Origin of the sequence: Flavobacterium sp. W22_SRS_FP1 (genome assembly GCF_052113685.1) — a bacterium.
In the GTDB taxonomy this organism is placed as follows: Bacteria; Bacteroidota; Bacteroidia; order Flavobacteriales; family Flavobacteriaceae; genus Flavobacterium.
Genome location: NZ_JBGQOE010000028.1, coordinates 1 through 20458, shown reverse-complemented (window position 1 = coordinate 20458; position 20458 = coordinate 1). Strand labels below are relative to the sequence as shown.

At 35.2% G+C, this 20458-nt stretch carries 21 protein-coding genes; 6 read left to right on the top strand and 15 right to left on the bottom strand.

All coding sequences use genetic code 11. The annotated features are described in order from the left end of the window. Positions 1 to 12: 12 nt before the first annotated feature. Positions 13 to 1650: an OstA-like protein gene (locus ACEN2H_RS13240; protein ID WP_441733122.1), complete on the bottom strand. Its 1638-nt coding sequence runs from the start codon at positions 1648 to 1650 to the stop codon at positions 13 to 15. A gap of 289 nt (positions 1651 to 1939) precedes the next feature. On the opposite strand from ACEN2H_RS13240, the gene ACEN2H_RS13235 reads away from it, so the two are divergent. Continuing rightward, positions 1940 to 3808 (top strand): alpha-amylase family protein, encoded by a 1869-nt coding sequence (locus ACEN2H_RS13235; RefSeq protein WP_441733120.1) that lies wholly within the window; start codon positions 1940 to 1942, stop codon positions 3806 to 3808. A gap of 92 nt (positions 3809 to 3900) precedes the next feature. Here the strand turns inward: ACEN2H_RS13235 and ACEN2H_RS13230 are convergent, their stop codons facing one another. The 7 genes from ACEN2H_RS13230 to rsfS all read right to left on the bottom strand — a co-directional run bounded on the left by ACEN2H_RS13230 (position 3901) and on the right by rsfS (position 9476). Further along, a complete protein-coding gene (locus tag ACEN2H_RS13230; RefSeq protein ID WP_441733118.1) occupies positions 3901 to 4677 on the bottom strand; it encodes a superoxide dismutase in 777 nt (258 codons plus the stop codon). Positions 4678 to 4685: 8 nt separating this feature from the next. Beyond that, positions 4686 to 4955 (bottom strand): acyl-CoA-binding protein, encoded by a 270-nt coding sequence (locus tag ACEN2H_RS13225; RefSeq protein ID WP_441733116.1) that lies wholly within the window; start codon positions 4953 to 4955, stop codon positions 4686 to 4688. Beyond that, positions 4955 to 5608 carry a phosphatidylserine decarboxylase family protein gene (locus tag ACEN2H_RS13220; RefSeq protein WP_441733114.1) on the bottom strand — a complete coding sequence of 218 codons (654 nt, stop codon included), beginning with the start codon at positions 5606 to 5608 and terminating at the stop codon, positions 4955 to 4957. Before ACEN2H_RS13220 ends, ACEN2H_RS13225 begins: the two co-directional genes overlap by 1 nt. Beyond that, positions 5598 to 6443, bottom strand: coding sequence for a phosphatidate cytidylyltransferase (locus tag ACEN2H_RS13215; RefSeq protein WP_441733112.1), 846 nt, complete (start codon positions 6441 to 6443; stop codon positions 5598 to 5600). The genes ACEN2H_RS13220 and ACEN2H_RS13215 overlap by 11 nt, the downstream gene beginning before the upstream one ends. 1 nt (position 6444) lies before the next feature. Further along, complete coding sequence (locus ACEN2H_RS13210; RefSeq protein WP_441733111.1) at positions 6445 to 7050, bottom strand: lactate utilization protein B/C; 606 nt, start codon at positions 7048 to 7050, stop codon at positions 6445 to 6447. A 114-nt stretch (positions 7051 to 7164) separates the two neighbouring features. Beyond that, positions 7165 to 9090, bottom strand: a complete 1926-nt coding sequence (ftsH, locus tag ACEN2H_RS13205) for an ATP-dependent zinc metalloprotease FtsH (protein WP_441733109.1) — start codon at positions 9088 to 9090, stop codon at positions 7165 to 7167. 14 nt (positions 9091 to 9104) lie between these two features. Continuing rightward, positions 9105 to 9476, bottom strand: a complete 372-nt coding sequence (rsfS, locus tag ACEN2H_RS13200; RefSeq protein ID WP_441733107.1) for a ribosome silencing factor — start codon at positions 9474 to 9476, stop codon at positions 9105 to 9107. Between the two features lie 94 nt (positions 9477 to 9570). On the opposite strand from rsfS, the gene ACEN2H_RS13195 reads away from it, so the two are divergent. Next, positions 9571 to 10299 (top strand): biotin--[acetyl-CoA-carboxylase] ligase, encoded by a 729-nt coding sequence (locus ACEN2H_RS13195; protein WP_441733105.1) that lies wholly within the window; start codon positions 9571 to 9573, stop codon positions 10297 to 10299. A 63-nt stretch (positions 10300 to 10362) separates the two neighbouring features. Here the strand turns inward: ACEN2H_RS13195 and ACEN2H_RS13190 are convergent, their stop codons facing one another. Further along, entirely contained in the window at positions 10363 to 10755 is a 393-nt protein-coding gene (locus ACEN2H_RS13190) for an SRPBCC family protein (RefSeq protein ID WP_441733103.1), read from the bottom strand. 50 nt (positions 10756 to 10805) lie between these two features. Next, complete coding sequence (gene pyrE / locus ACEN2H_RS13185; RefSeq protein WP_441733101.1) at positions 10806 to 11450, bottom strand: orotate phosphoribosyltransferase; 645 nt, start codon at positions 11448 to 11450, stop codon at positions 10806 to 10808. A gap of 7 nt (positions 11451 to 11457) precedes the next feature. On the opposite strand from pyrE, the gene ACEN2H_RS13180 reads away from it, so the two are divergent. After that, positions 11458 to 12063, top strand: coding sequence for an NUDIX hydrolase (locus ACEN2H_RS13180; RefSeq protein ID WP_441733099.1), 606 nt, complete (start codon positions 11458 to 11460; stop codon positions 12061 to 12063). A 165-nt stretch (positions 12064 to 12228) separates the two neighbouring features. Here the strand turns inward: ACEN2H_RS13180 and ACEN2H_RS13175 are convergent, their stop codons facing one another. Further along, positions 12229 to 13953, bottom strand: coding sequence for a M14 family metallopeptidase (locus ACEN2H_RS13175; protein WP_441733097.1), 1725 nt, complete (start codon positions 13951 to 13953; stop codon positions 12229 to 12231). 149 nt (positions 13954 to 14102) lie between these two features. Here ACEN2H_RS13175 and ACEN2H_RS13170 point away from each other — a divergent pair, with 149 nt between their 5' ends. Next, positions 14103 to 15452 carry a DEAD/DEAH box helicase gene (locus tag ACEN2H_RS13170; RefSeq protein WP_441733095.1) on the top strand — a complete coding sequence of 450 codons (1350 nt, stop codon included), beginning with the start codon at positions 14103 to 14105 and terminating at the stop codon, positions 15450 to 15452. Between the two features lie 175 nt (positions 15453 to 15627). Here the strand turns inward: ACEN2H_RS13170 and ACEN2H_RS13165 are convergent, their stop codons facing one another. The 3 genes from ACEN2H_RS13165 to ACEN2H_RS13155 form a co-directional block, all read right to left on the bottom strand. Next, positions 15628 to 16206, bottom strand: a complete 579-nt coding sequence (locus ACEN2H_RS13165) for a PhnA domain-containing protein (protein WP_441733093.1) — start codon at positions 16204 to 16206, stop codon at positions 15628 to 15630. Between the two features lie 123 nt (positions 16207 to 16329). Further along, positions 16330 to 16788, bottom strand: coding sequence for a pantetheine-phosphate adenylyltransferase (gene coaD, locus ACEN2H_RS13160; protein ID WP_441733091.1), 459 nt, complete (start codon positions 16786 to 16788; stop codon positions 16330 to 16332). Positions 16789 to 16883: 95 nt separating this feature from the next. After that, entirely contained in the window at positions 16884 to 17855 is a 972-nt protein-coding gene (locus tag ACEN2H_RS13155) for a D-alanine--D-alanine ligase (protein WP_441733089.1), read from the bottom strand. 232 nt (positions 17856 to 18087) lie between these two features. Here ACEN2H_RS13155 and ACEN2H_RS13150 point away from each other — a divergent pair, with 232 nt between their 5' ends. Then, the gene (locus tag ACEN2H_RS13150) at positions 18088 to 18702 is read left to right on the top strand and encodes a PASTA domain-containing protein (RefSeq protein WP_441733087.1); all 615 of its coding nucleotides are present in this window, start codon (positions 18088 to 18090) and stop codon (positions 18700 to 18702) included. Beyond that, a complete protein-coding gene (locus ACEN2H_RS13145) occupies positions 18692 to 19729 on the top strand; it encodes an RluA family pseudouridine synthase (RefSeq protein WP_441733085.1) in 1038 nt (345 codons plus the stop codon). Before ACEN2H_RS13150 ends, ACEN2H_RS13145 begins: the two co-directional genes overlap by 11 nt. Positions 19730 to 19947: 218 nt before the next feature. On the opposite strand, the gene ACEN2H_RS13140 is transcribed toward ACEN2H_RS13145, so the two are convergent. Continuing rightward, the gene (locus ACEN2H_RS13140) at positions 19948 to 20373 is read right to left on the bottom strand and encodes a GNAT family N-acetyltransferase (RefSeq protein WP_441733083.1); all 426 of its coding nucleotides are present in this window, start codon (positions 20371 to 20373) and stop codon (positions 19948 to 19950) included. Positions 20374 to 20458: the final 85 nt, after the last annotated feature.

The window sequence follows — 20458 nt, the reverse complement described above, 5'->3', positions numbered from 1 at the left end:
ATTGATGCCTGACTACTTTTTTGAAGCTTTCCCTTTTTTATCGTAATTCAATGTTTCTTTTCTGATCTTCATAGGGGTATTTTCCTTTTTATCTTCTTTCTTGCCGGCTTCAATCATTTTATCATTGAGTTCGTTTTCTTCATCCGAAAAGATATCGTCTTTAGATTTGATGCGTTCGTCTCCACGCCACATAAGGCCCCGAAGTTTTCTTGCGTTTTCTGGCAAGTCCTTATCCGGATATATGTCGCCATCAACTTGATTAAAAAATGTTATGGTTTCTATGGCACTTTCTTCAAAAATAAGATTGATTTTACTACTTACATTTTTGTTAATTCCTATAAGTTCTTTTGCTTCATTTCGCATAAAATAGACTACTTCCGTGTTTTTTATTATATCTACATCATGCAGTTTTCCGTCTTGAAATTTACCATACAAATTCTGACCTTTGACCTGATTGTATCCAGTGCCTAAAGTGTCTTTTGAGACGAGAAATGTATTATTCAGGACCTTTAGCGAATCGAGTTTTTTTGTACCGTTATTCCCTATTAAATGCATCAAATCACCCGTGATTTGGCTTTCTGCATTCCATAGTATTGGATTGCCAATCAGTTTTGTTATTGCCGTCCTTGAACTGGAATGAAGGGAATCGCATTTCCCACTCATATCGGTTTTGTAGAAACGGACATTATTGAACGCGCGAATTATGCGGTTGTTTTCCTTGCCAGTAACCATAAGTCTTTTACCATGAATATACACTGAGTCGTTCTGGGTAAAGTTTACTGCGACAGCTCTCTTGGTTACAAACATGGAGTCTTGTTTTTTGTATATTTCTGCATAATGTCCCTTGACGATTGCACGATTGACGGAATCAGTTATTTTTACATTTCGGGTAGCCGAAGCAAATTCTTTATTTCGATCATAATATAAACTATCCCCCTCAATTAGCCTGTCGTCGTATTTTATGTAAGATTTTCTGAGAAAGTGCGATAGATTTTTCTTCGTATCATAAAAGCCTTTTTCGGTATAGATATAGTTGTTCTTACTTGTGATTGTAGAAGGGCCAAAAAGATAGGAGTGACCAGAGTTACTATAGTAATCCAAATGATTCGATTTTATTACATAGCGTGGATTTGTTATTGTAACTGCCGTAAGGAACTGGAATTTTTTTTGCGATACATAATACCTTCCTGATTTAGAACGTAATGTATTGTCGTCATTTATTATGGTTCCTCGAGAGTTATAATAGACTTCCTGAATATTTCTATCAAAATTAATAGTATCCGTTTCCAATGTCGCGTCGGGTGAACTCATAAATGCTGCTCCCGATGCAAATGCTTTTTTTACATTTCCGCTATATTCGGCATATTTGCTGTTTAAAAATAGTGTGTCCCCTTGAACCAATTGCACATTTCCAAAAGCTTTAATATAGTTTTCTTTTTGAAAATAATAGGCTTTATTGCAAGTAAGAACTATTCCGTCATGGCTAACACGTACATTTCCAGTAAGTAAGAAGGCGTCAGGCATCTCGACATCATTTACATCCGCGTAATCAGAATGCTCTACAATTATTTTTTTTGTTGCTTGTGCTAAAACGGATTTTGAACTTAATATCGCCAAGCAATAGAAAAGGAAAAACAGGAATTTCTTCAATGGATTTAGTTTTTGTCAAATTTATGAAAAAGGAAACAATCCTAATCTATATTAGCATTTATTTATAAGTTGATGGCTAATGGAAGTTCGATTGTTTCTATTAAATCTATAAGTTATCAACAAATAGGACAACTCTTTCGTTGTAGTGCAATTTTTAATTCTAATCTTAGAATACTAAAAAAAAATGAATTTGGTATTGTTTGAGAAATTATGGTAAATTTAAAAACTGATTATTCATGTATCTCATTTTGTATGAAATGAATTCAAATAGTCACAAATATTTTAAGTAATGATAAAAAATAAAACCATTGTTTTTGGAATAAGTTTAGTCCTCCTGGCTGCAGCTTGTAAAACTAAAAATTTAAAAATGAATACAGAAAAGAAAGTGGTTGCTACTGAAAAAAAAATAGTAGTATACCAAGTGTTTACCCGCCTGTTTGGCAATAAAAACACAAATAATAAGCAGTGGGGAACTATTGAAGAAAATGGTGTGGGTAAGTTTAATGATTTTACTGACAAAGCACTACAGGAAATTAAGGATTTGGGAGTTAACTATATTTGGTATACTGGGGTTCCACATCATGCTTTAATTGGGGATTACAGCGCTATCGGAGTATCTAACGACGATCCTGATATCGTTAAAGGAAGAGCAGGATCACCGTATGCGGTAAAAGACTATTATAATGTTAACCCAGATTTGGCGGTTGATCCAGCTAATCGCCTACAAGAATTTGATGCTTTAGTAGTAAGAACGCACAAGGCAGGGTTAAAGCTACTCATTGATATTGTGCCAAACCACATTGCACGCAAATACGAAGGAAAAAGTAATCCCTTAGGAGTAAAAGACTTTGGTGCAGATGACGATGTTACTGTTGAATATAAAAGAGATAATAATTTTTATTATATACCTAATTCTCAATTTGAGGTTCCAGACGAGATAAACCCACTAAACGGAGAGGTTAATTCTTTAAGTGATAGTAAATTTTACGAAATTCCAGCGAAGTGGACAGGAAATGGTTCCAGGTTGGCAAGGCCAGACAAAAATGATTGGTATGAAACCGTAAAAGTGAATTATGGTATTCGTCCTGATGGTTCGAAGGATTTTCCGCAGCTTCCGGCAGAGTATGAAACAAAATCATACAAAGTGCATTTTGAATTTTGGAAAGATAAGGACGTGCCTGACTCATGGAAAAAATTCCGAGATATCGCCTTGTACTGGACAGCCAAAGGAGTTGATGGATTCCGATATGATATGGCTGAGATGGTTCCTTATGAGTTTTGGAGCTATATGAATTCAGCAGTAAAAATGAAGAATCCTGATGCGTTCTTATTGGCAGAGGTATACAATCCAAATGAATACAGGAATTACATTCGCTTGGGTAAAATGGATTATTTGTATGACAAGGTCGAAACCTATGATAAATTAAAGGATATTATTCAGGGAAAATCTTTGCCTGACGGACTTTCGGCTATTCAACTTGGTATGAAAGATATTGAGCATCATATGCTGCATTTTTTGGATAATCATGACGAGCAACGTTTAGCGAGCCCTGAATTTGCCGGAACCCCTGAAAAGGGAAAACCATTGATGGTGGTTTCTACAACGATAAGTTCATCTCCCACAATGGTTTATTTTGGGCAAGAAGTAGGGGAGGCTGGTGACGAAAATGCTGGATTCGGTACGCATTCCAGAACTTCAATTTTTGATTATGTAGGTGTGCCAAGTCATCAACGATGGATGAATAACGGTAAATTTGACGGTGGAATACTTACGGAAAGGGAAAAGGATCTTCGTGATTTCTATAAAAGACTACTCAATTTCTCTATCAATAGTTCAGCGTTAATGGGGGAATTTGAAGAAATCCAAACGATTAACCGCCAGTCTACGGCAGGTTTTGACCCAGGTGTTTATTCTTATACTCGTTGGTCTGATACTGAAAAACTGATTGTTGTGACTAATTTTTCATGGATTAACTCCAGTTCTTTCGAACTTATAGTCCCAGCCAACATTATTAAAAAATGGAACTTGAAAGATGGAATATATACAATTACAGATCAGTTGTATGAGATATCTAAAGCGAAGTTAGAGGTTCTAAATGGAGAAGGGAAAGTGCAAATCTTTATTGCGCCTTCAGAATCGTTTATTTATCAACTGTAGATGGTGTGGAAGCAAGCGGGAATTCGTTTAAACAAAAATGCTGAGACAGAACCGTCAAAGGTTTTTTCAGCATTTTACTTTTTAGAGACTAACTAATATTTTCTTCTCAAGGCAGCTTCGTAATTCTCGTTTACTTTTTTCCAATTGATTACATTGAAAAAGGAATCAATGTAGTTTCTTCTTCTGTATTGGTAACCAAGGTAATATGCATGTTCCCAAAGATCTAATGCCAATATTGGTGTTCCTTGAATCGGCGCATTTTTCATCAAAGGGTTATCTTGATTTTGGCTACTGGTCACTTTTAATGTTCCTGCTTTATCAACGATTAAAAATACCCAAGCAGAAGCAAATTGTTTTGTGGCTTCTGCTTTAAAGCTAGTAACAAAATTTTTATAAGATCCGAAATCCCTCGTGATAACTGAAGCTAGTGAGTCGGTGGGAACACCACCGGTGTTTGGAGCCATAGATTTCCAATAGAGTGAATGATTGTAATAACCTCCTGCATTGTTTTTTAAATCAGTATCGTTTGGGTCTAAATGGGATAGGATGTCGTCGATTGATTGATTCTCATATTCAGTTCCAGCGATCGCGTTATTTAGATTGTTGGTATAAGTTAGATAATGTTTGGAATAATGCATTTGCAGCGTTAAAGGGGAAACCGTTGGAGCCAATGCATCATAAGCGTAAGGGAGTTTATCCAGTTGAAAAGAACCTGTATTTGCTTTTACGTCATCGGGGTAGCCGATGGATACTTTTTCTTGTGCGGTCGGTAAAGGTACTTCTACGACTTCGGTCATTTTTTTGCCGTTACAAGAAATTAAAATTGCGATCAATAGTAAGCTCGATAGTGAAAAATTAAATCTTTTCATAAGTTGTATTATTTTTCTATCAGTGAGTTCATAATTTCTATATAGTGTTCTTTTGCCTCGGAAGCGGAAAGACGACTGATTTGCATCAAAGCATTCATTTTAAAAGCATCTCTTAAATGATAAGTGGAAGTTTGCCGTGATTCTAAGGATCCAAAAGTCGCATGTTTGTAATAAGCATAAAGACGTAGCTGAACATCTTGTGGTAAAGATGCTTGTGTCATTTCGGAAGCTGCTTTTACCGCTTCCTGAAACCTAATGTCTAAATCTTGTTCATTCATTATGCTTTCGTTGCTATTATAGTTTTTCCTCCAACTGCTTTTTGATTCAGTACTACGTTAATTGGAGTACCTATAGGTAAAAATAAGTCTACTCTAGAGCCAAATTTGATAAAACCTGCATCCGTTCCCTGTACGACCTGCATTCCTTCCTCAGCATAATTGACGATTCTTCTTGCTAAAGCACCTGCTATTTGTCTGTATAGGATAGCTCCGAAAACTCTATTTTCAACTACTATAGTGGTTCTTTCGTTTTCTTCACTTGCTTTAGGGTGCCACGCTACCAAAAATTTACCTGGATGATATTTACTGAATTTTATAATTCCACTAATGGGATATCGGGTGACATGTACGTTAACAGGTGACATGAAAATGGATATTTGTAAGCGCTTTTCTTTGAAATATTCGCCCTCATATACTTCTTCAATAACAACTACCTTTCCGTCTACTGGAGCCAATATTTGATTTTCATTTATTAATACAGCTCTTTTCGGATTCCTGAAAAATTGCAGGATAATAACTAATAGCAAAAAGGCGGAAATTTGAACAGTCTTTCTTAGCCAAATAACATCAATTATTTTGTCAGATAATAAAAGTACAATTGATGTAAAAGCTACACCGAGTAAAATAGTTTTGGCTCCTTCTTTATGAAACATAATTTAAAATTTGATAAAATAAAAATATAATTGGTGCTACAAATATAACACTATCTAATCGATCTAAAACGCCTCCGTGACCAGGCATTATTTTTCCGCTGTCTTTTACACCTGCAATTCGTTTGAATTTGGATTCAATTAAATCACCGATAGTTCCAAAAACCCCAACAATTATTGCTATTATTATCCAGATAAATACTTTTCCTTCAGCAATTTCGATATAGTATTTTGAAACTATATAGCTAGCTATAACTGAAAAAAATACTCCACCGAAAAACCCCTCGACGGTTTTTTTAGGTGATATTCTTTCAAATAATTTTCTTTTCCCCATTGACTTTCCAACTAGATAGGCGAAGGTGTCATTCGTCCATATTAGTATAAATATGCTGATAAGAATTTTTGGGTTATAGCCGTCTATACCAAAAGGAATCTTTGTCATGATGGCAAATGGAAAAATAATGTAACCTATTAGGTATATGTATTTTGAAAAGGAATCAATTTTTACAATTTTCTTGTCAAAAAGAAAATGGATACATTTTATGGACACAATAAGAGTCGAAAAAAGAACAATTAAGTCAAAGGTTTTGTTAAATCGCAAGCTGTGCAAGTATCCATCTGTTGCAATAGATATTTGATAAAAAAGCAAATAGGTTATGCTCGCCGTAGCAAAAGGTATGATCTTTTGAATTTGGATTAAATTACAAAACTCAATTGTTGCAATGAGAAGAAATAGACCAAACAGGATAAAAAAGCTTTCAGTAGAAAATAGGATTGAAAATATTAATAATATAATATAAACGGCACCAGATATAGATCTCTTAAGGGTTTCATTCATGTTAAAGATCTTCTAACAACAGCAAATAAAGATTTTTGGCCGAACTACCATATTGGGTAAAGTCTTCTTCTTTTGCTTTTTCGAAATATTTTATTGCAGTAATGTTGGTTGGATAATCTCTTTCGTATTTCTTTCTTATTGATGTAAGTCCATCGCTTTTTACAGCAAGAATTTGGCTAGTAGTTGCAACAACGACAATATTAACGGGCAAGTCGTGAGGTTTGAGTTGTTTGATTTGATTTGACGAAAACAGAATTGAACCTTCATTCGCTATTAGATTCTCACAATATGTAAAAAGAAATTTTGGATTTGGTGCTTTTTCGTAACTTAGCTTGTTTTCGTCTAATATATTGAAAAGCTTAGGTTCGTAGCATAAGACGTTACTTTCGTACCAGTCATTTTCTTCTAGAATATTTTCAAACTGCTCTTTTACTTCATCAATGTTTTCGCAGTATAAAAATTTACCACCATTTTTTTTGAAATTATAGATAAATTGTTCATCTATCGACATCATATCAGCATCAGGGGAAAACTTACTATTTGTTTTCTCTTTATCTTCATCTGAAGGCGAAATACTAGAACCAAAAATTTTTCTGAAAAGACTCATATTTTGTTTAGGTGCTTTATCTATTAATTAGCAAAGGTCCAAAGATAAAAAAATCTTAATTCAAACGGTGATTTTGAATTAAGATTTTAAAAATAATTAAATAGGAAGTGTTATTTAAGATATTACTTCCTCAAGATTTTTATCAAAACTTCTTTTTCCGAAAATTGTTTCCAGATCATCTTTAAAGATAACTTCTTTTTCGATTAGTATATCGGCTAATTGATTTAGTTTGTCTTTGTGTTCTTCTAAAATTGCAATAGCTCTTTGATATTGACTTTCGATAAGCAGTGAAATTTCTTTATCAATAACTTTAGCAGTTTCATCTGAATATGGTTTCGAGAAATTATATTCACTTTGTCCAGTTGAATCGTAATAGGTAACATTTCCTATTTTATCGTTTAAGCCATAAACAGTAACCATTGCACGTGCTTGTTTGGTTACTTTTTCTAAATCGCTTAATGCACCTGTTGAAATTCTATTAAAAGTAACTTTTTCAGCGGCTCTACCTCCCATTGTAGCACACATTTCGTCTAGCATTTGATCAGTTCGCACTATTAAGCGTTCTTCGGGTAAATACCATGCAGCACCAAGACTTTGTCCTCTAGGTACTATAGTCACTTTAATCAAAGGTGCTGCGTGTTCTAGCATCCAACTTACTGTGGCGTGTCCCGCTTCATGGATAGCAATTGCTTTCTTTTCTTCAGGAGTTACTATCTTATTTTTCTTTTCTAATCCACCTACAATTCTATCAACTGCATCTAAGAAATCTTGTTTGTCAACCGCTGTCTTGTTGTATCGGGCAGCAATTAAAGCTGCTTCATTACAGACATTTGCGATGTCAGCACCTGAAAAACCAGGAGTTTGTTTTGCTAAGAATTCGGTGTCTAAACCTTCTACTTTTTTCAATGGAGTAAGGTGTACTTTGAATATTTCGGCACGTTCACGGATATCGGGTAAATCCACAAATATTTGTCTGTCAAAACGGCCTGCACGCATTAAAGCTTTATCTAGAACATCAGCTCTATTTGTTGCGGCTAATACGATAACATTTGAATTGGTACCAAAACCATCCATCTCTGTAAGTAGTTGATTAAGAGTGTTTTCTCTCTCGTCATTACCACCTGACATATTGCTTTTGCCTCTAGCTCTACCTACAGCATCAATTTCATCAATGAAAATGATTGCAGGTGATTTCTCCTTAGCTTGTTTGAACAAATCACGTACTCGTGATGCACCCACACCAACAAACATTTCTACAAAATCAGAACCTGATAGTGAGAAAAAAGGTACTTGGGCTTCTCCAGCCACAGCTTTTGCTAACAGGGTTTTTCCTGTTCCAGGAGGACCTACTAATAGTGCTCCCTTTGGTATTTTACCACCGAGGTTTGTATATTTTTCTGGGTTTTTCAAGAACTCCACAATTTCTTGTATTTCTTCTTTAGCACCTTCTAAACCTGCAACATCTTTAAACGTTGTTTTAACATCAGTCTTTTCATCAAATAGTTTCGCTTTCGACTTTCCAATATTGAAAATTTGTCCACCGCCACCTCCGGCACCACCTGACATTTTTTTCATTATAAAGATCCAAACACCAATGATAATGATAATAGGAAGTAAACTGATTAGGATGTCGGTCCAATTGCTTTTTTGAGAAAAGTTAAAATCTTTTAATTTTCCTTCAGCAACAGCTGTTTCTAATTTTTTTTGAAATAGTTGATCGTTACCAATCTCAAAAGTATACTGAGGTCCTTCGTTAGGCCTGTCAAAAATGTCCTTAGCAACTTTCTGATGCTCTTTTGCTTTTAAAGCTCCAGGTTTCAAAAAAACTTCGGCTACGGTTTTATTGTATACAACTACTTTCTCAATTTGTCCTTTCTCTAAAAAGACATTAAATTTAGAAGAAGTTAATTGTGATGGTTCTTGTAAACTGGAACTTCCAGTTATAAAACTGATAAATAAAAAAATAAGTAATATGGCAGTGTAAACTAACCATGGACTAACTTTAAACTTATTAGGAGTTGGATTATTATCTTTAGCCATTCTGTTTTTTCTCTTTAGTATTTGTTTTCGATTGTTGTGATTTTTGCATCTCCCCACAAGCTCTCAATGTTGTAATATTCCCTGATTTGTTTTTGGAAAACATGAACTACGATATTAACATAATCCATAAGAACCCATTCTGCATTATCAGAACCCTCGACATGCCAAGGCTTGTCTTTTAATTCTTTCGAAACTGTTTTTTGAATAGAGTTAACAATTGCGTTAACCTGTGTATTTGAATTTCCATTGCAGATAACAAAATAGTCGCAAACCGCGGTGTCAATCTCTCTTAGGTCCAGAATATCGATGTCATTTCCTTTTACTTCTTCAATTCCCTTAATAATGTTTGCTAACAATGCATCATTGTTAATAGTCTTTTTTGCCATGAATTATTTTATATAAGTTTGTAAAGTTACCATTTTTTGTCATTATTTTTGAACCTTAACATAATATTAAATTCCATTAAATAAATAATTACTGATGAAACTAATCAAACTCGATGCCATAGATTCAACAAATGATTTCCTCAAAGGATTATCAAACGAGCAGCAATTAGAAAATTTCACAGTTGTCACTGCAGAAAACCAAACCAAAGGTAAGGGTCAAATGGGGTCGGTATGGGACTCTGAGGTGGGTAATAATCTAACAATGAGTGTTTTTATTAAGGATTCTGTGTCAGAGGTAAATCAGATTTTTGTACTTAATGTAGGTGTTGCAATTGCGATTGTACAAGCATTAGAAAACTTTAATATTCCTAATTTAATGATTAAATGGCCAAACGACATTATGTCATATAATTTTAAAATTGCTGGTATTTTAATAGAAAATAGTATTAAAAGTAACGGAACAATACATTCTATTGTGGGATTGGGGCTAAATGTCAATCAAACAAATTTTATAAACTTACCGAAAGCATCGTCATTGAGTGTGATTTGCGATGCACAATTTGACAAAGAGAAAATAATGTATGAGGTTATAGAACAGTTGAAACGGAATATTGTCATTATGAGTGAGGATCCCGCTGCTTTATGGCTAGAGTATACTAATAGACTTTTCAAAAAAGGAATTCCTATGCCTTTTAAAGTTAATTCAAATCAAAACTTCATGGGAATTATCCAAGGAGTTTCTTCTTACGGAAAGCTACAAGTTCTATTGGAAGATGATAGGGTTTCTGAATTCAATATCAAAGAAATTCAGATGCTCTATTAAAAAAAAGTGTTTAGGACTAAAATGGTGAGAGTCTTAAACACTTTTTTCGGTGACAAAATAGTTTTACAACTTGCACATATTAGTGGCTAGTGCTTCGATAAACTTCCCAATCGGTCCTTTTATCATCATCGCCATCATAGGGTTAAAATCCCCTTCGAAGTCAAGTTGAACAGCACTTGACTGATCTGATACAGATTCAATATTAGCTATCAGTGTGAAAGATAGTTTGTCGCTGGCAGCACCCAAAACAACTTTGTTTGGAGCTGATTTTTCTTTCATCTTTAGTTTTATTTCGGGCATACCTTTTAACCCAAAAATAAAAGCATCATCACCAATAACTTCAAATTTCGCGATGTTTTCGGGCATTAACTTTTCAAAATTTCTAACATCTGTTAACAAATCAAATAATTCTTGTGCTGACTTTTCAACAGTAACTTTTGGACTTTCTAAGTTCATATAAATTTATTTTTAACTTTGATCTGTGGTAATTATAATTGCGAAATGCTTTAAACAACGTTCCAAGTTGAAGGACTAAGGCTCCATTCTCTTACCGCTTTTTCTTCTTTTTCAGAAATATAACTTTTGGCTACAGCCAAATTCAATAAGTTTTCGTAATTGCTTAAAGTAAATAAATCTACTTTTGCATTTTTGAAATTTTGATCTGCAACATCAAAGCCGTAGGTAAATATAGCAGCCATCCCTTTTACGTTTGCACCTGCTGCACGTAGAGCTTCTACGGCAAGTAAACTACTGTTTCCTGTGCTTATTAAATCTTCTACAACAATTACATTTTGTCCTTTCTGCAAAAAACCTTCTACCTGGTTTAGTCTACCGTGTTTTTTAGCCTCTGGGCGCACGTATACAAACGGCAAGCCTAAACTTTCGGCGACTAACATTCCAATTCCTATCGCTCCAGTTGCAACACCAGCTATGACATCTGGTCTTCCAAATTGCTTTTCAATGTTTTTAGAAAATTCATCTCGGACGTAATTTCTTATGGTTGGAAATGAGAGGATTAAACGGTTATCACAGTAAATTGGTGATTTCCATCCCGAAGCCCATGTAAAAGGATTTCCTGGATTCAATTTAATTGCATTTATTTGCAAAAGCAATTCGGCTGTTTTTTCGGCAGTATCTTTATTAAAAATCATACCACAAATGTATAAAGTTTTTGTTAACGACAAACCACTTTTTTTGACAAATAAAATATCAAAAGAAACAGATTTTCAATTATTTCTATTAGAAAGCATTGATATAAAGCAACTTATAGTTAAAATATTCCAAAATAAAATTCAAAAAGCGTATTTATATCATCCTGATGAAAAGGAGATTATGAAGACACTTAAAACTAAAATTCCTGTTAATAAGGCTGGAGGAGGTTTGGTATACAATAAAAAAGGGGAAGTTTTATTTATTTTTAGAAATGGAAAATGGGACCTGCCTAAGGGGGGAACTGAAAAAGGAGAGGATATTGAAGGTACTGCCATGCGTGAAGTTGAAGAGGAAACAGGAGTTAATTTATTACGTATTACCAGTAAGTTGCAGAAAACCTATCATGTTTTTAAACGTAATGGTGTTTTTAAACTGAAAATAACTCATTGGTTCGAAATGCAGTCTGATTTTGAAGGTTTACCTCAAGGTCAATTGGAAGAAGGAATCTCAAAGGTGGCTTGGTTTAGCCCTGAAGAGATACCAGAAGCTTTGAAAAATTCCTATGAAAATATAAAATTACTTTTTGAACAAGAAAAAAACTTACATCCGTAAATTGCATTTTTTACTGCGTATTACTACAAAAACGGACTAATAATCAGCTTGATTATCAGTCTCTTTTTACTTGTAATCAGAAGTAAATTAAAAAGTAATTAAACGAGGGTCGTGCTTGACTGCAAAGAAATACTATACAAGAAAATAAAATTTGCGATTATTTACTTAATTAAGTATTCTGTAAATGGGATACTGCAAATGGGCCTTTTCATAATAGTCTGAATTTTTGTAAATCCAGTTCAATTGCTGCCCGGGATTATTAGCGAAATCCGTATCAGTTATTTTTTTTTCTTCTAATGCGGCTTTAAGTTTTGGGTCGTCTTTTAGTAATTGAGCGGTTGTGTCTTCAAAAACGTATTCTGAATAGCCTTCTTTCTGTTGAAGCATAGTGTCGAAAAAGTTCCAATTAAAAAAAGAATCTACACTTTCTGGCTCGAGGGTTGCCAATAAGTATTTTACCCCTTTTTGATTTGTCGAAAACAGATAATCTCCTTTTGCAAAACCTATTTCTTCTTTACTTACTGTTACTTTTGTGTCTCTATGAATATAATGCCCCTCGTAAGGCGACGTTGCTGTTTTGTAATCTAGGATTTTATAACTTTCCACTTGAATTAGTGTATCCTTTGTAAGCTGTGAGTATTCTAAATTATTACTTTTAAGCAAATCTATAAGGTTCCAAAATGCTTTTGGGACAAGGTACGTAGTTGGGATTGTTATCTCTTTTACTGATTTGTACTCTTTTAGGTAGGAGATGTCTTTTTTAAAAGGTTTATTCCTGTCATAATACAATCTATTGCCTGTGGTTGCTTCACTCTTCTTATATCCCGCCTGAAATCCCAAAAATGAAAAAGGAGTCACTTTCGTGCTGTCAATTTCCCATTTCATGGTGTACGGTTTTCCAGCGGCATATTGTGACTCGTTCTGTAATCGCAGGTTTTTTATTTTTTGGAAATTTGCATCCGTGTAATCCATCGTTGCCAGCATAAATTCATAAGTCGCTTTCACTCGATCGGCATATTTTTTTAGCATATGTGTTTCCACTACAAACCCTATGGTGTTAAATAGGGAAGTGTAGCCTGTGGAGTATCTCGGACTATCAAAAAATTGCGAAAAACCATTGTCGGGTGTTTCGCTGAAGGCGTTAACGTAGGGTGTGCTTTCAAGTTTTTTTTGTTTTAAATCGTTGACTATTGCGGGCATCATTTTGGTGTTTAAATAACTTCCCAATATATTTCCCAGTTGGTTTTGCTGAGTCATGATATAGGTAATTTTATACTGGTAATCAGCGCCGTTGCTCACATGGTTGTCAATAAAAACATCAGGGTTCAGCTGATGGAAAATTTCGTAAAAACTTTTTGTGTTTCTTGTGTCCGACTTAATGAAATCACGATTTAAATCATAATTCCTTGCGTTACCCCTAAAACCATAGCTTTCAGGCCCATCCTGATTAGCCCTAGTTGTTGAATTTCGATTTAAAGCCCCACCGATGTTATATATAGGAATCGTTGCTATAAGGCTGTTTTTAGGAACTTTAATTTTGGCTAAAGCCAAATCCCTAAATAGCTGCATAGTGGCATCTATTCCGTCTGGTTCGCCAGGGTGTATGCCATTATTGATCAACAGGACCGCCTTATTTTTTTGTTTTACATCGAATGTTTCATCGGGATCAAATAGTACGAGATGCAGTCGCTCTCCGCTATCTGTTAAACCCATTTCTTGAATTTTTATTGAAGGAAAATCGGTGGCTAAAAGAGCATAGTAGGCAATGGTTTGCTTATATGTTGCCGTTTGATTTCCATTTCCTTTTTCGAAAACAGTTTCGTAATTGGTCTCTTTTTGTGCAAAAAGCGTTGTAGAAAACAGTAGTAAAGCAATAGCAATTGATCTCATGTAAAATTTATTTATAGGCTAAGCCAAATGTAATACCTTTTTTAAGGTATTATGATAAGGAATCTCAAAGACAGTATGCATGAAAATGAAAACTAAGACAGAATACTAAAAACTGATCATCTAGTACTTTTTTTAAGTACTTTTGCAAAATGAATAAGAAACACCATTCCAACAATATACTTTTGAATTTAGGCATCGAAAGCCTGAACGAAATGCAGGAAGTTGCGCAAGATGCCATCCTGAACGATAATAATGTATTACTGCTTTCCCCTACGGGTTCGGGTAAAACATTAGCTTTTTTATTGCCAATTTTAGAGATGTTGCAACCTGAAATTCAGTCGGTTCAATGCTTAATTCTAGTTCCCTCAAGAGAACTAGGATTGCAAATTGAGCAGGTTTGGAAAAAAATGGGTACAGATTATAAAGTAAATGTATGCTATGGCGGACACTCCATCGACACCGAAATCAAGAATTTAAGCAATCCACCAGCAGTTTTAATAGGAACTCCGGGCCGTATAGCAGACCACATTGATAGGGGGACTTTTAGAACTGATAAAACACAAACGTTGATTTTGGATGAATTTGACAAATCACTGCAATTAGGATTTCATGAGCAGATGTCATTCATCATAGGTAAATTGACTAAACTGAATAAAAGAGTGCTGGTTTCGGCTACCTCGGATATTGAGATTCCTAGATACACCAGAGTGGTTAACCCAACAATTTTAGACTTTATTCCTGAAAATGTGGAGGAAACGAATCTTTCGATGAGAATGGTTGTTTCTAAAGAAAAAGATAAAATAGGAAGCTTGTTCAACCTGATTTGTTCCCTAAAATCGGAATCGGCTATTGTTTTTTGTAATCATCGTGATGCGGCAGAACGTATCAGTGATACTCTAAACGAAAAAGGGATTTATTCCACCTACTACCATGGTGGTATGGACCAGGATGAACGTGAACGAGCTTTAATCCAGTTTCGTAACGGAAGCGTGAGTTATTTAATCACTACCGATTTAGCCGCTCGAGGACTTGATATCCCGGAAATGAACCATGTTATTCATTATCATTTGCCGTCAAAAGAAGATGAGTTTACCCATAGAAATGGTAGAACGGCGCGTATGTTAGCTTCTGGAACTGCTTATATTATTGCTCATGAAAGCGAGAAAAAAGCGGATTATATCGATTATGGTATGAAAGTGTTCGCCACAGATAATGCCGTAACTTTACCAAGACCTCCGCAGTTTCAAACCATTTACGTTAGCGGTGGAAAGAAAAATAAATTGAATAAAATAGATATTGTCGGTTTCTTTTCTCAAAAAGGAAAATTGGAAAAAGGCGATCTAGGATTAATTGAAGTAAAGGACTTTATCTCTTTTGCCGCAGTGAAATTCAATAAGGTGAAAGACTTGTTGCATAACATCAAGGATGAAAAAATGAAAGGCAAGAAGTTCAAAATTGAAGTTGCCCGTAAAGTGATTAAGAAAGAGGAAGAGTTGTGAGAAGTGAATTGTTTTTCAGTTTGGAGTAAAATAATTTTAAATTAAAAAAAACGGCAGCAGTAAAAATTACTGCTGCCGTTTTTTTTTAATTTAAATAGGTATGCTGTTAGTAAAATTGATGAATCGGATACACGAATCTGAATGCGATTCACTTCTCACGATTCACTAAAAAAAATTACAATTTCTTCACGTATTGTGTAATGATTACAATGGTTTGTCCGTCTACTTTTCCTTCTATATATTCTGCATTTTCATGGTCCAGTCTGATGTTACGTACAGATGTTCCTTGTTTAGCCACCATGCTTGATCCTTTCACTTTTAAGTCTTTAATCAAGACTACTGAATCTCCTACTTCTAGAATTACACCGTTCACATCTCTGTGTATTACTTTATTCTCATCGTCTTCTCCTTCTCCAGTTGCTTGAGCCCAGGCTAGTGTATCTTCGTCAAAATACATTTGGTCAATCAATTCTTGTGGCCAACCCGCAGAACGAAGACGACTCAACATTCTCCATGCTACCACTTGTACCGCAGTATTCTCATTCCACATACTGTCATTTAAACATCTCCAATGATTTAGATCTTCCGTGCCTGGATTTTCGATTTGGTCAATACAAGTGCTACATGCCATTATCGCCTCGTCAGTTCCACCTTTTTTAGTAGGTAGAACTTCGTATACTTTTAAGTTTTCAGTTGCAGCACATAATTCACATTTCGACCCACTGCGTTTGCTTAATTCTCTTTCTATACTCATTTGAAATTTATTTTGATTTTGCGAAAATACAGCTATTAGGCTCTTTCTGCAAGTTTAGCACTAGTTGTTTATTATATAGTCGTCTGAGAATAGAAATCTTGTCTTGAAAAAGCGGTAAACGGATTACTTATTGAATCTAACGGCTTTAGGCACTAGCATTTGGTATTCCCCGCCATTGCGAATGACGTCTCGCACTATACTGGAACTTATATAGGAAGTTTTTGCAGCTGTTAGTAAGAACACAGTTTCTATTTTTGATAAACGTCTGTTAGTATGAGCGATAGCTTTCTCGAACTCAAAATCGGCAGGATTACGCAATCCACGCAATATGAAATCGGATTTTATTCTTTGGCATAAATCAATCGTCAGGCCCTCATATGTAATCACTGTGACTTTGGGTTCGTCTTTAAAGGTTTCTTCGATAAATCGTTTTCTTTCTTCCAGAGTAAACATGTATTTTTTTTCGGCGTTTACTCCAATAGCGATTACCACTTCATCAAAAAGGGAAACTCCTCTTTTGATGATGTCTTCATGGCCTAATGTTATGGGATCAAAGGATCCAGGAAATATTGCTTTTCTCATTTATTTGAGGTTCAATGGTTTTTCGTACTCAAAGGTACAAAGGTTTTCTTTAGGTACTAAGATGGTCTTACAACGGAAACTTTTTGACTTATAAACTATTGCATCGCTAATTCGATAGAATTACTAAACAAGTCTTCCAGTGAAATTCCGCCTGCAGTGGCTTGTTGCGGAATCAAACTTCCTTTTGTCAATCCTGGAACGGTATTCATTTCCAGCATATACGGCTCGTCATTTACGATGATAAACTCTGTTCTCGAAAAGCCTTTCATTTTCAGCAGTTCATAGGCGCGCTTGGCGATATCACCCACTTTTCGGGCCATTTCTTCCGATATTCTTGCAGGTGTGATTTCTTGCGACTTGCCTAGGTATTTGGCTTCGTAATCGAAGAACTCGTTTTCCGACACGATTTCCGTAATAGGCAAAACTGTTATTACTCCCTTGTAATTAATCACTCCTACTGACACTTCGGTTCCGTCAAGGAAGCTTTCGATTATGATTTCGTTGTCTTCTTTGTAGGCGACTTCGATGGCAATCGGCAATTCAGAAGCGGTTTTTACTTTTGAAATTCCAAAGCTAGAACCTGCTTTATTAGGTTTTACAAAACAAGGTAATCCTACTTTTTTCACAATTTGGTCTGTGTAGATCACATCACCTTTATTTAAATAATAGGAAACGGCACTTTTTATGCCGTACGGTTTTAATACCGAAAGGAAATCCCTTTTGTTGAATGTAAGTGCCGCTTGGTAATAATCGCAAGAAGTTTGTGGGATTTCAAGCAGTTCAAAATAGGCTTGGAGCAGTCCGTCTTCGCCTGGAGTTCCGTGAATAGCATTAAAAACACAGTCAAAATTGATTTTGTTTCCGTTTACCGTTGTAGAAAAATCGTTTTTATCGATTGGAAATTCGGTTTCGTCATCATCGACATAAACCCATTTTTCCTTTAGAATATGGATGCGAAAGCTGTTGTATTTTGTTTTTTCTAGTGATTGATAGACAACGTTTCCGCTGATAAGTGAAATTTTATATTCACTGGAATAGCCTCCCATGATAATAGCAATGTTCTTCATCTTTAAGTTTTTAAGTCTAGAGTGTGGTTTAGTGCCACTATTTTTTATTGTAAAACGATTTGTTTTTTAGCCCCGATAGTAGCGGCATCCCACGCTTTTTTGCGTGGATATAGCGAATAGCGGGAAATAGCTCCTAGAATTCATTAGGAATGGGCCAAATACCATTAAACAAAATTATCATTTTTTTTGGAACGAAATAGCTATATCTTTGTTGAATTATAAAATTAAATTTATGAGTTTACGTAAGTATCTTACCAGCCGTGTGTTTCTTATTCAAGTAATTTTAGTCGTTTTGATTATTGCTGTTCTTGGATATCTGTTTATGCATTGGTTGACTTTTACCACCGATCACGGAAATGAAATCACGGTTCCTAATTTGAGCAAGTTAACTGAGGAGCAAGTGGATGATAAACTAGATAATTTAGACCTTAATTATGTGTTACTGGATAGTGTAGATTACAAAAGTAATTTCCCTAAGTATAGTGTAGTGCAGCAAGACCCTTTACCCGGAGAGAAAGTAAAAGAGGGAAGAAAAGTCTACATAAAAATCAACAGTTCTGGATTTTCATCAGTGAAAGTTCCCGACTTGATTGAAAAGACTTATCGTGAAGCCGCACCAACACTCAAGGCTTTAGGACTTGAAGAAGGCACGATTACCTATGTACCAAATCTAGGAAAAGACATGGTACTGGAAATGCGTTATAAAGGTAGAAATATCAAAGCGGGCGATAAAGTATTAAAATCATCCAAAATCGATTTGGTTTTAGGTGACGGAAAAATGAGTTATGAAGAAGAGATAAAAACGGATACTATAAATCCAACAGAAGAAATGCCAGATGAACAATAATATAGAGTCGATAGACTTGGAAGAAGAATTGTACGAACATTTTAAATTTGAAGTTCCCAAAGGGCAAGCCTCTTTGCGAATAGATAAATACTTAATGGGTCTGATTCAAAATGCGACCCGCAACAAAATACAGATTGCCGCTACCGAAGGGAATATTTTCGTAAACGATCTGACTGTGAAGTCGAATTATAAGGTAAAACCTTTAGATGTAGTGCGCGTGATGTTAACGCATCCGCCTTATGAAAACCATATTGTACCAGAGAATATTCCGTTAGACATTGTTTACGAAGACGATACTTTGTTGTTGATTAACAAACAACCCGGAATGGTTGTGCATCCAGGGCACGGAAATTATACAGGGACTTTGGTGCATGCCTTGGCATATCATTTTGACAATTTGCCAATGAACAGCAGTGAGCGTCCCGGATTGGTACATCGTATTGATAAAGATACTTCGGGACTATTGGTAATTGCCAAAACTGAAGCGGCGATGACACACCTTGCCAAACAATTTGAAGCAAAAACCTCAGAAAGGGAATATGTTGCTTTGGTTTGGGGTAATGTTACCGAAGAAGAGGGAACAATAGAAGGGAACTTAGCACGTCACTTAAAAGACCGTATGCAAATGGCTGTTTTTGCCGATCCTGAGATTGGAAAACCAGCTGTGACACATTATAAAGTACTCGAACGTTTTGGTTACGTTACTTTGATATCATGCCAACTCGAAACCGGCAGAACGCATCAGATCAGGGCACATTTAAAGCATATAGGACATCCTTTATTTAATGATGAGCGTTATGGCGGTCATCTGATTCTGAAAGGGACTACGTTTACTAAATACAAGCAGTTTATAGACAACTGTTTTAAAATATTGCCCAGACAGGCCTTACATGCTAAGACTTTAGGCTTTGTGCATCCTACGACTGGCGAGATGAAGCGTTTTGACACGGAATTGCCGCAAGATTTTCAAGATTGTATCGAGAAATGGAGAGGCTACTCTAAGTCTCATTTAACGGAGGAAGAGTAGGCTAAACTTTTTTAGAGATAGAGTTTCAAAAAACAAAAATTTCGGAATTAAATTATGATATAAAAATACCCTTTTGAATTAATCAAAAGGGTATTTTTATTTGTTAAACGGTTTTTTGGTTAGTTTTTTTATTATTGCAGCTATTTTAACAACGCAGAATTTGCAATCTTAAAATAGCGTAAGTTTTTTTATGATGCTACCTCTATCTTACATTTATTTTATACAATAGGTTTGCTAAAATGAAACGCACTGATGGTGAAATCTTCTTTAAAGTACAGTTTGTGTGCCACAGTTCGAATAGGTCCGCTATCCAGATGTACTGCTTTGCAATCGTGTTTGACTGCAACTTCATACAAGTGTTTTAAAAGAATGGTCGCGTGTCCTTTGCCTCTAGCTGACTCTAAGGTTGATAAATCATCGATATAGAGTATTTTACCACAATACAGCATATTATAAATACGATATCCGGCAATCGAAACTACTTTGTGGTCATCAAATAGGTATAAAAGCATGTAACCTTCTTTTTGCATTTGCTTTATTTGATCTACAAAATGCGCTGCTTGTAGCATGGGTCTTAATAAGTATAGTGCTTCCCAGCACATTGTAATTTCGTGATCCGTAACTGCTACTTTAATTACTGCCATTTTTTATTATGCTGAATTCAAGTTACTAATGCAACTTTTTGGTTAAACATATAATTTGGTGTTTCAAAATTAAATCTTTTTCTCG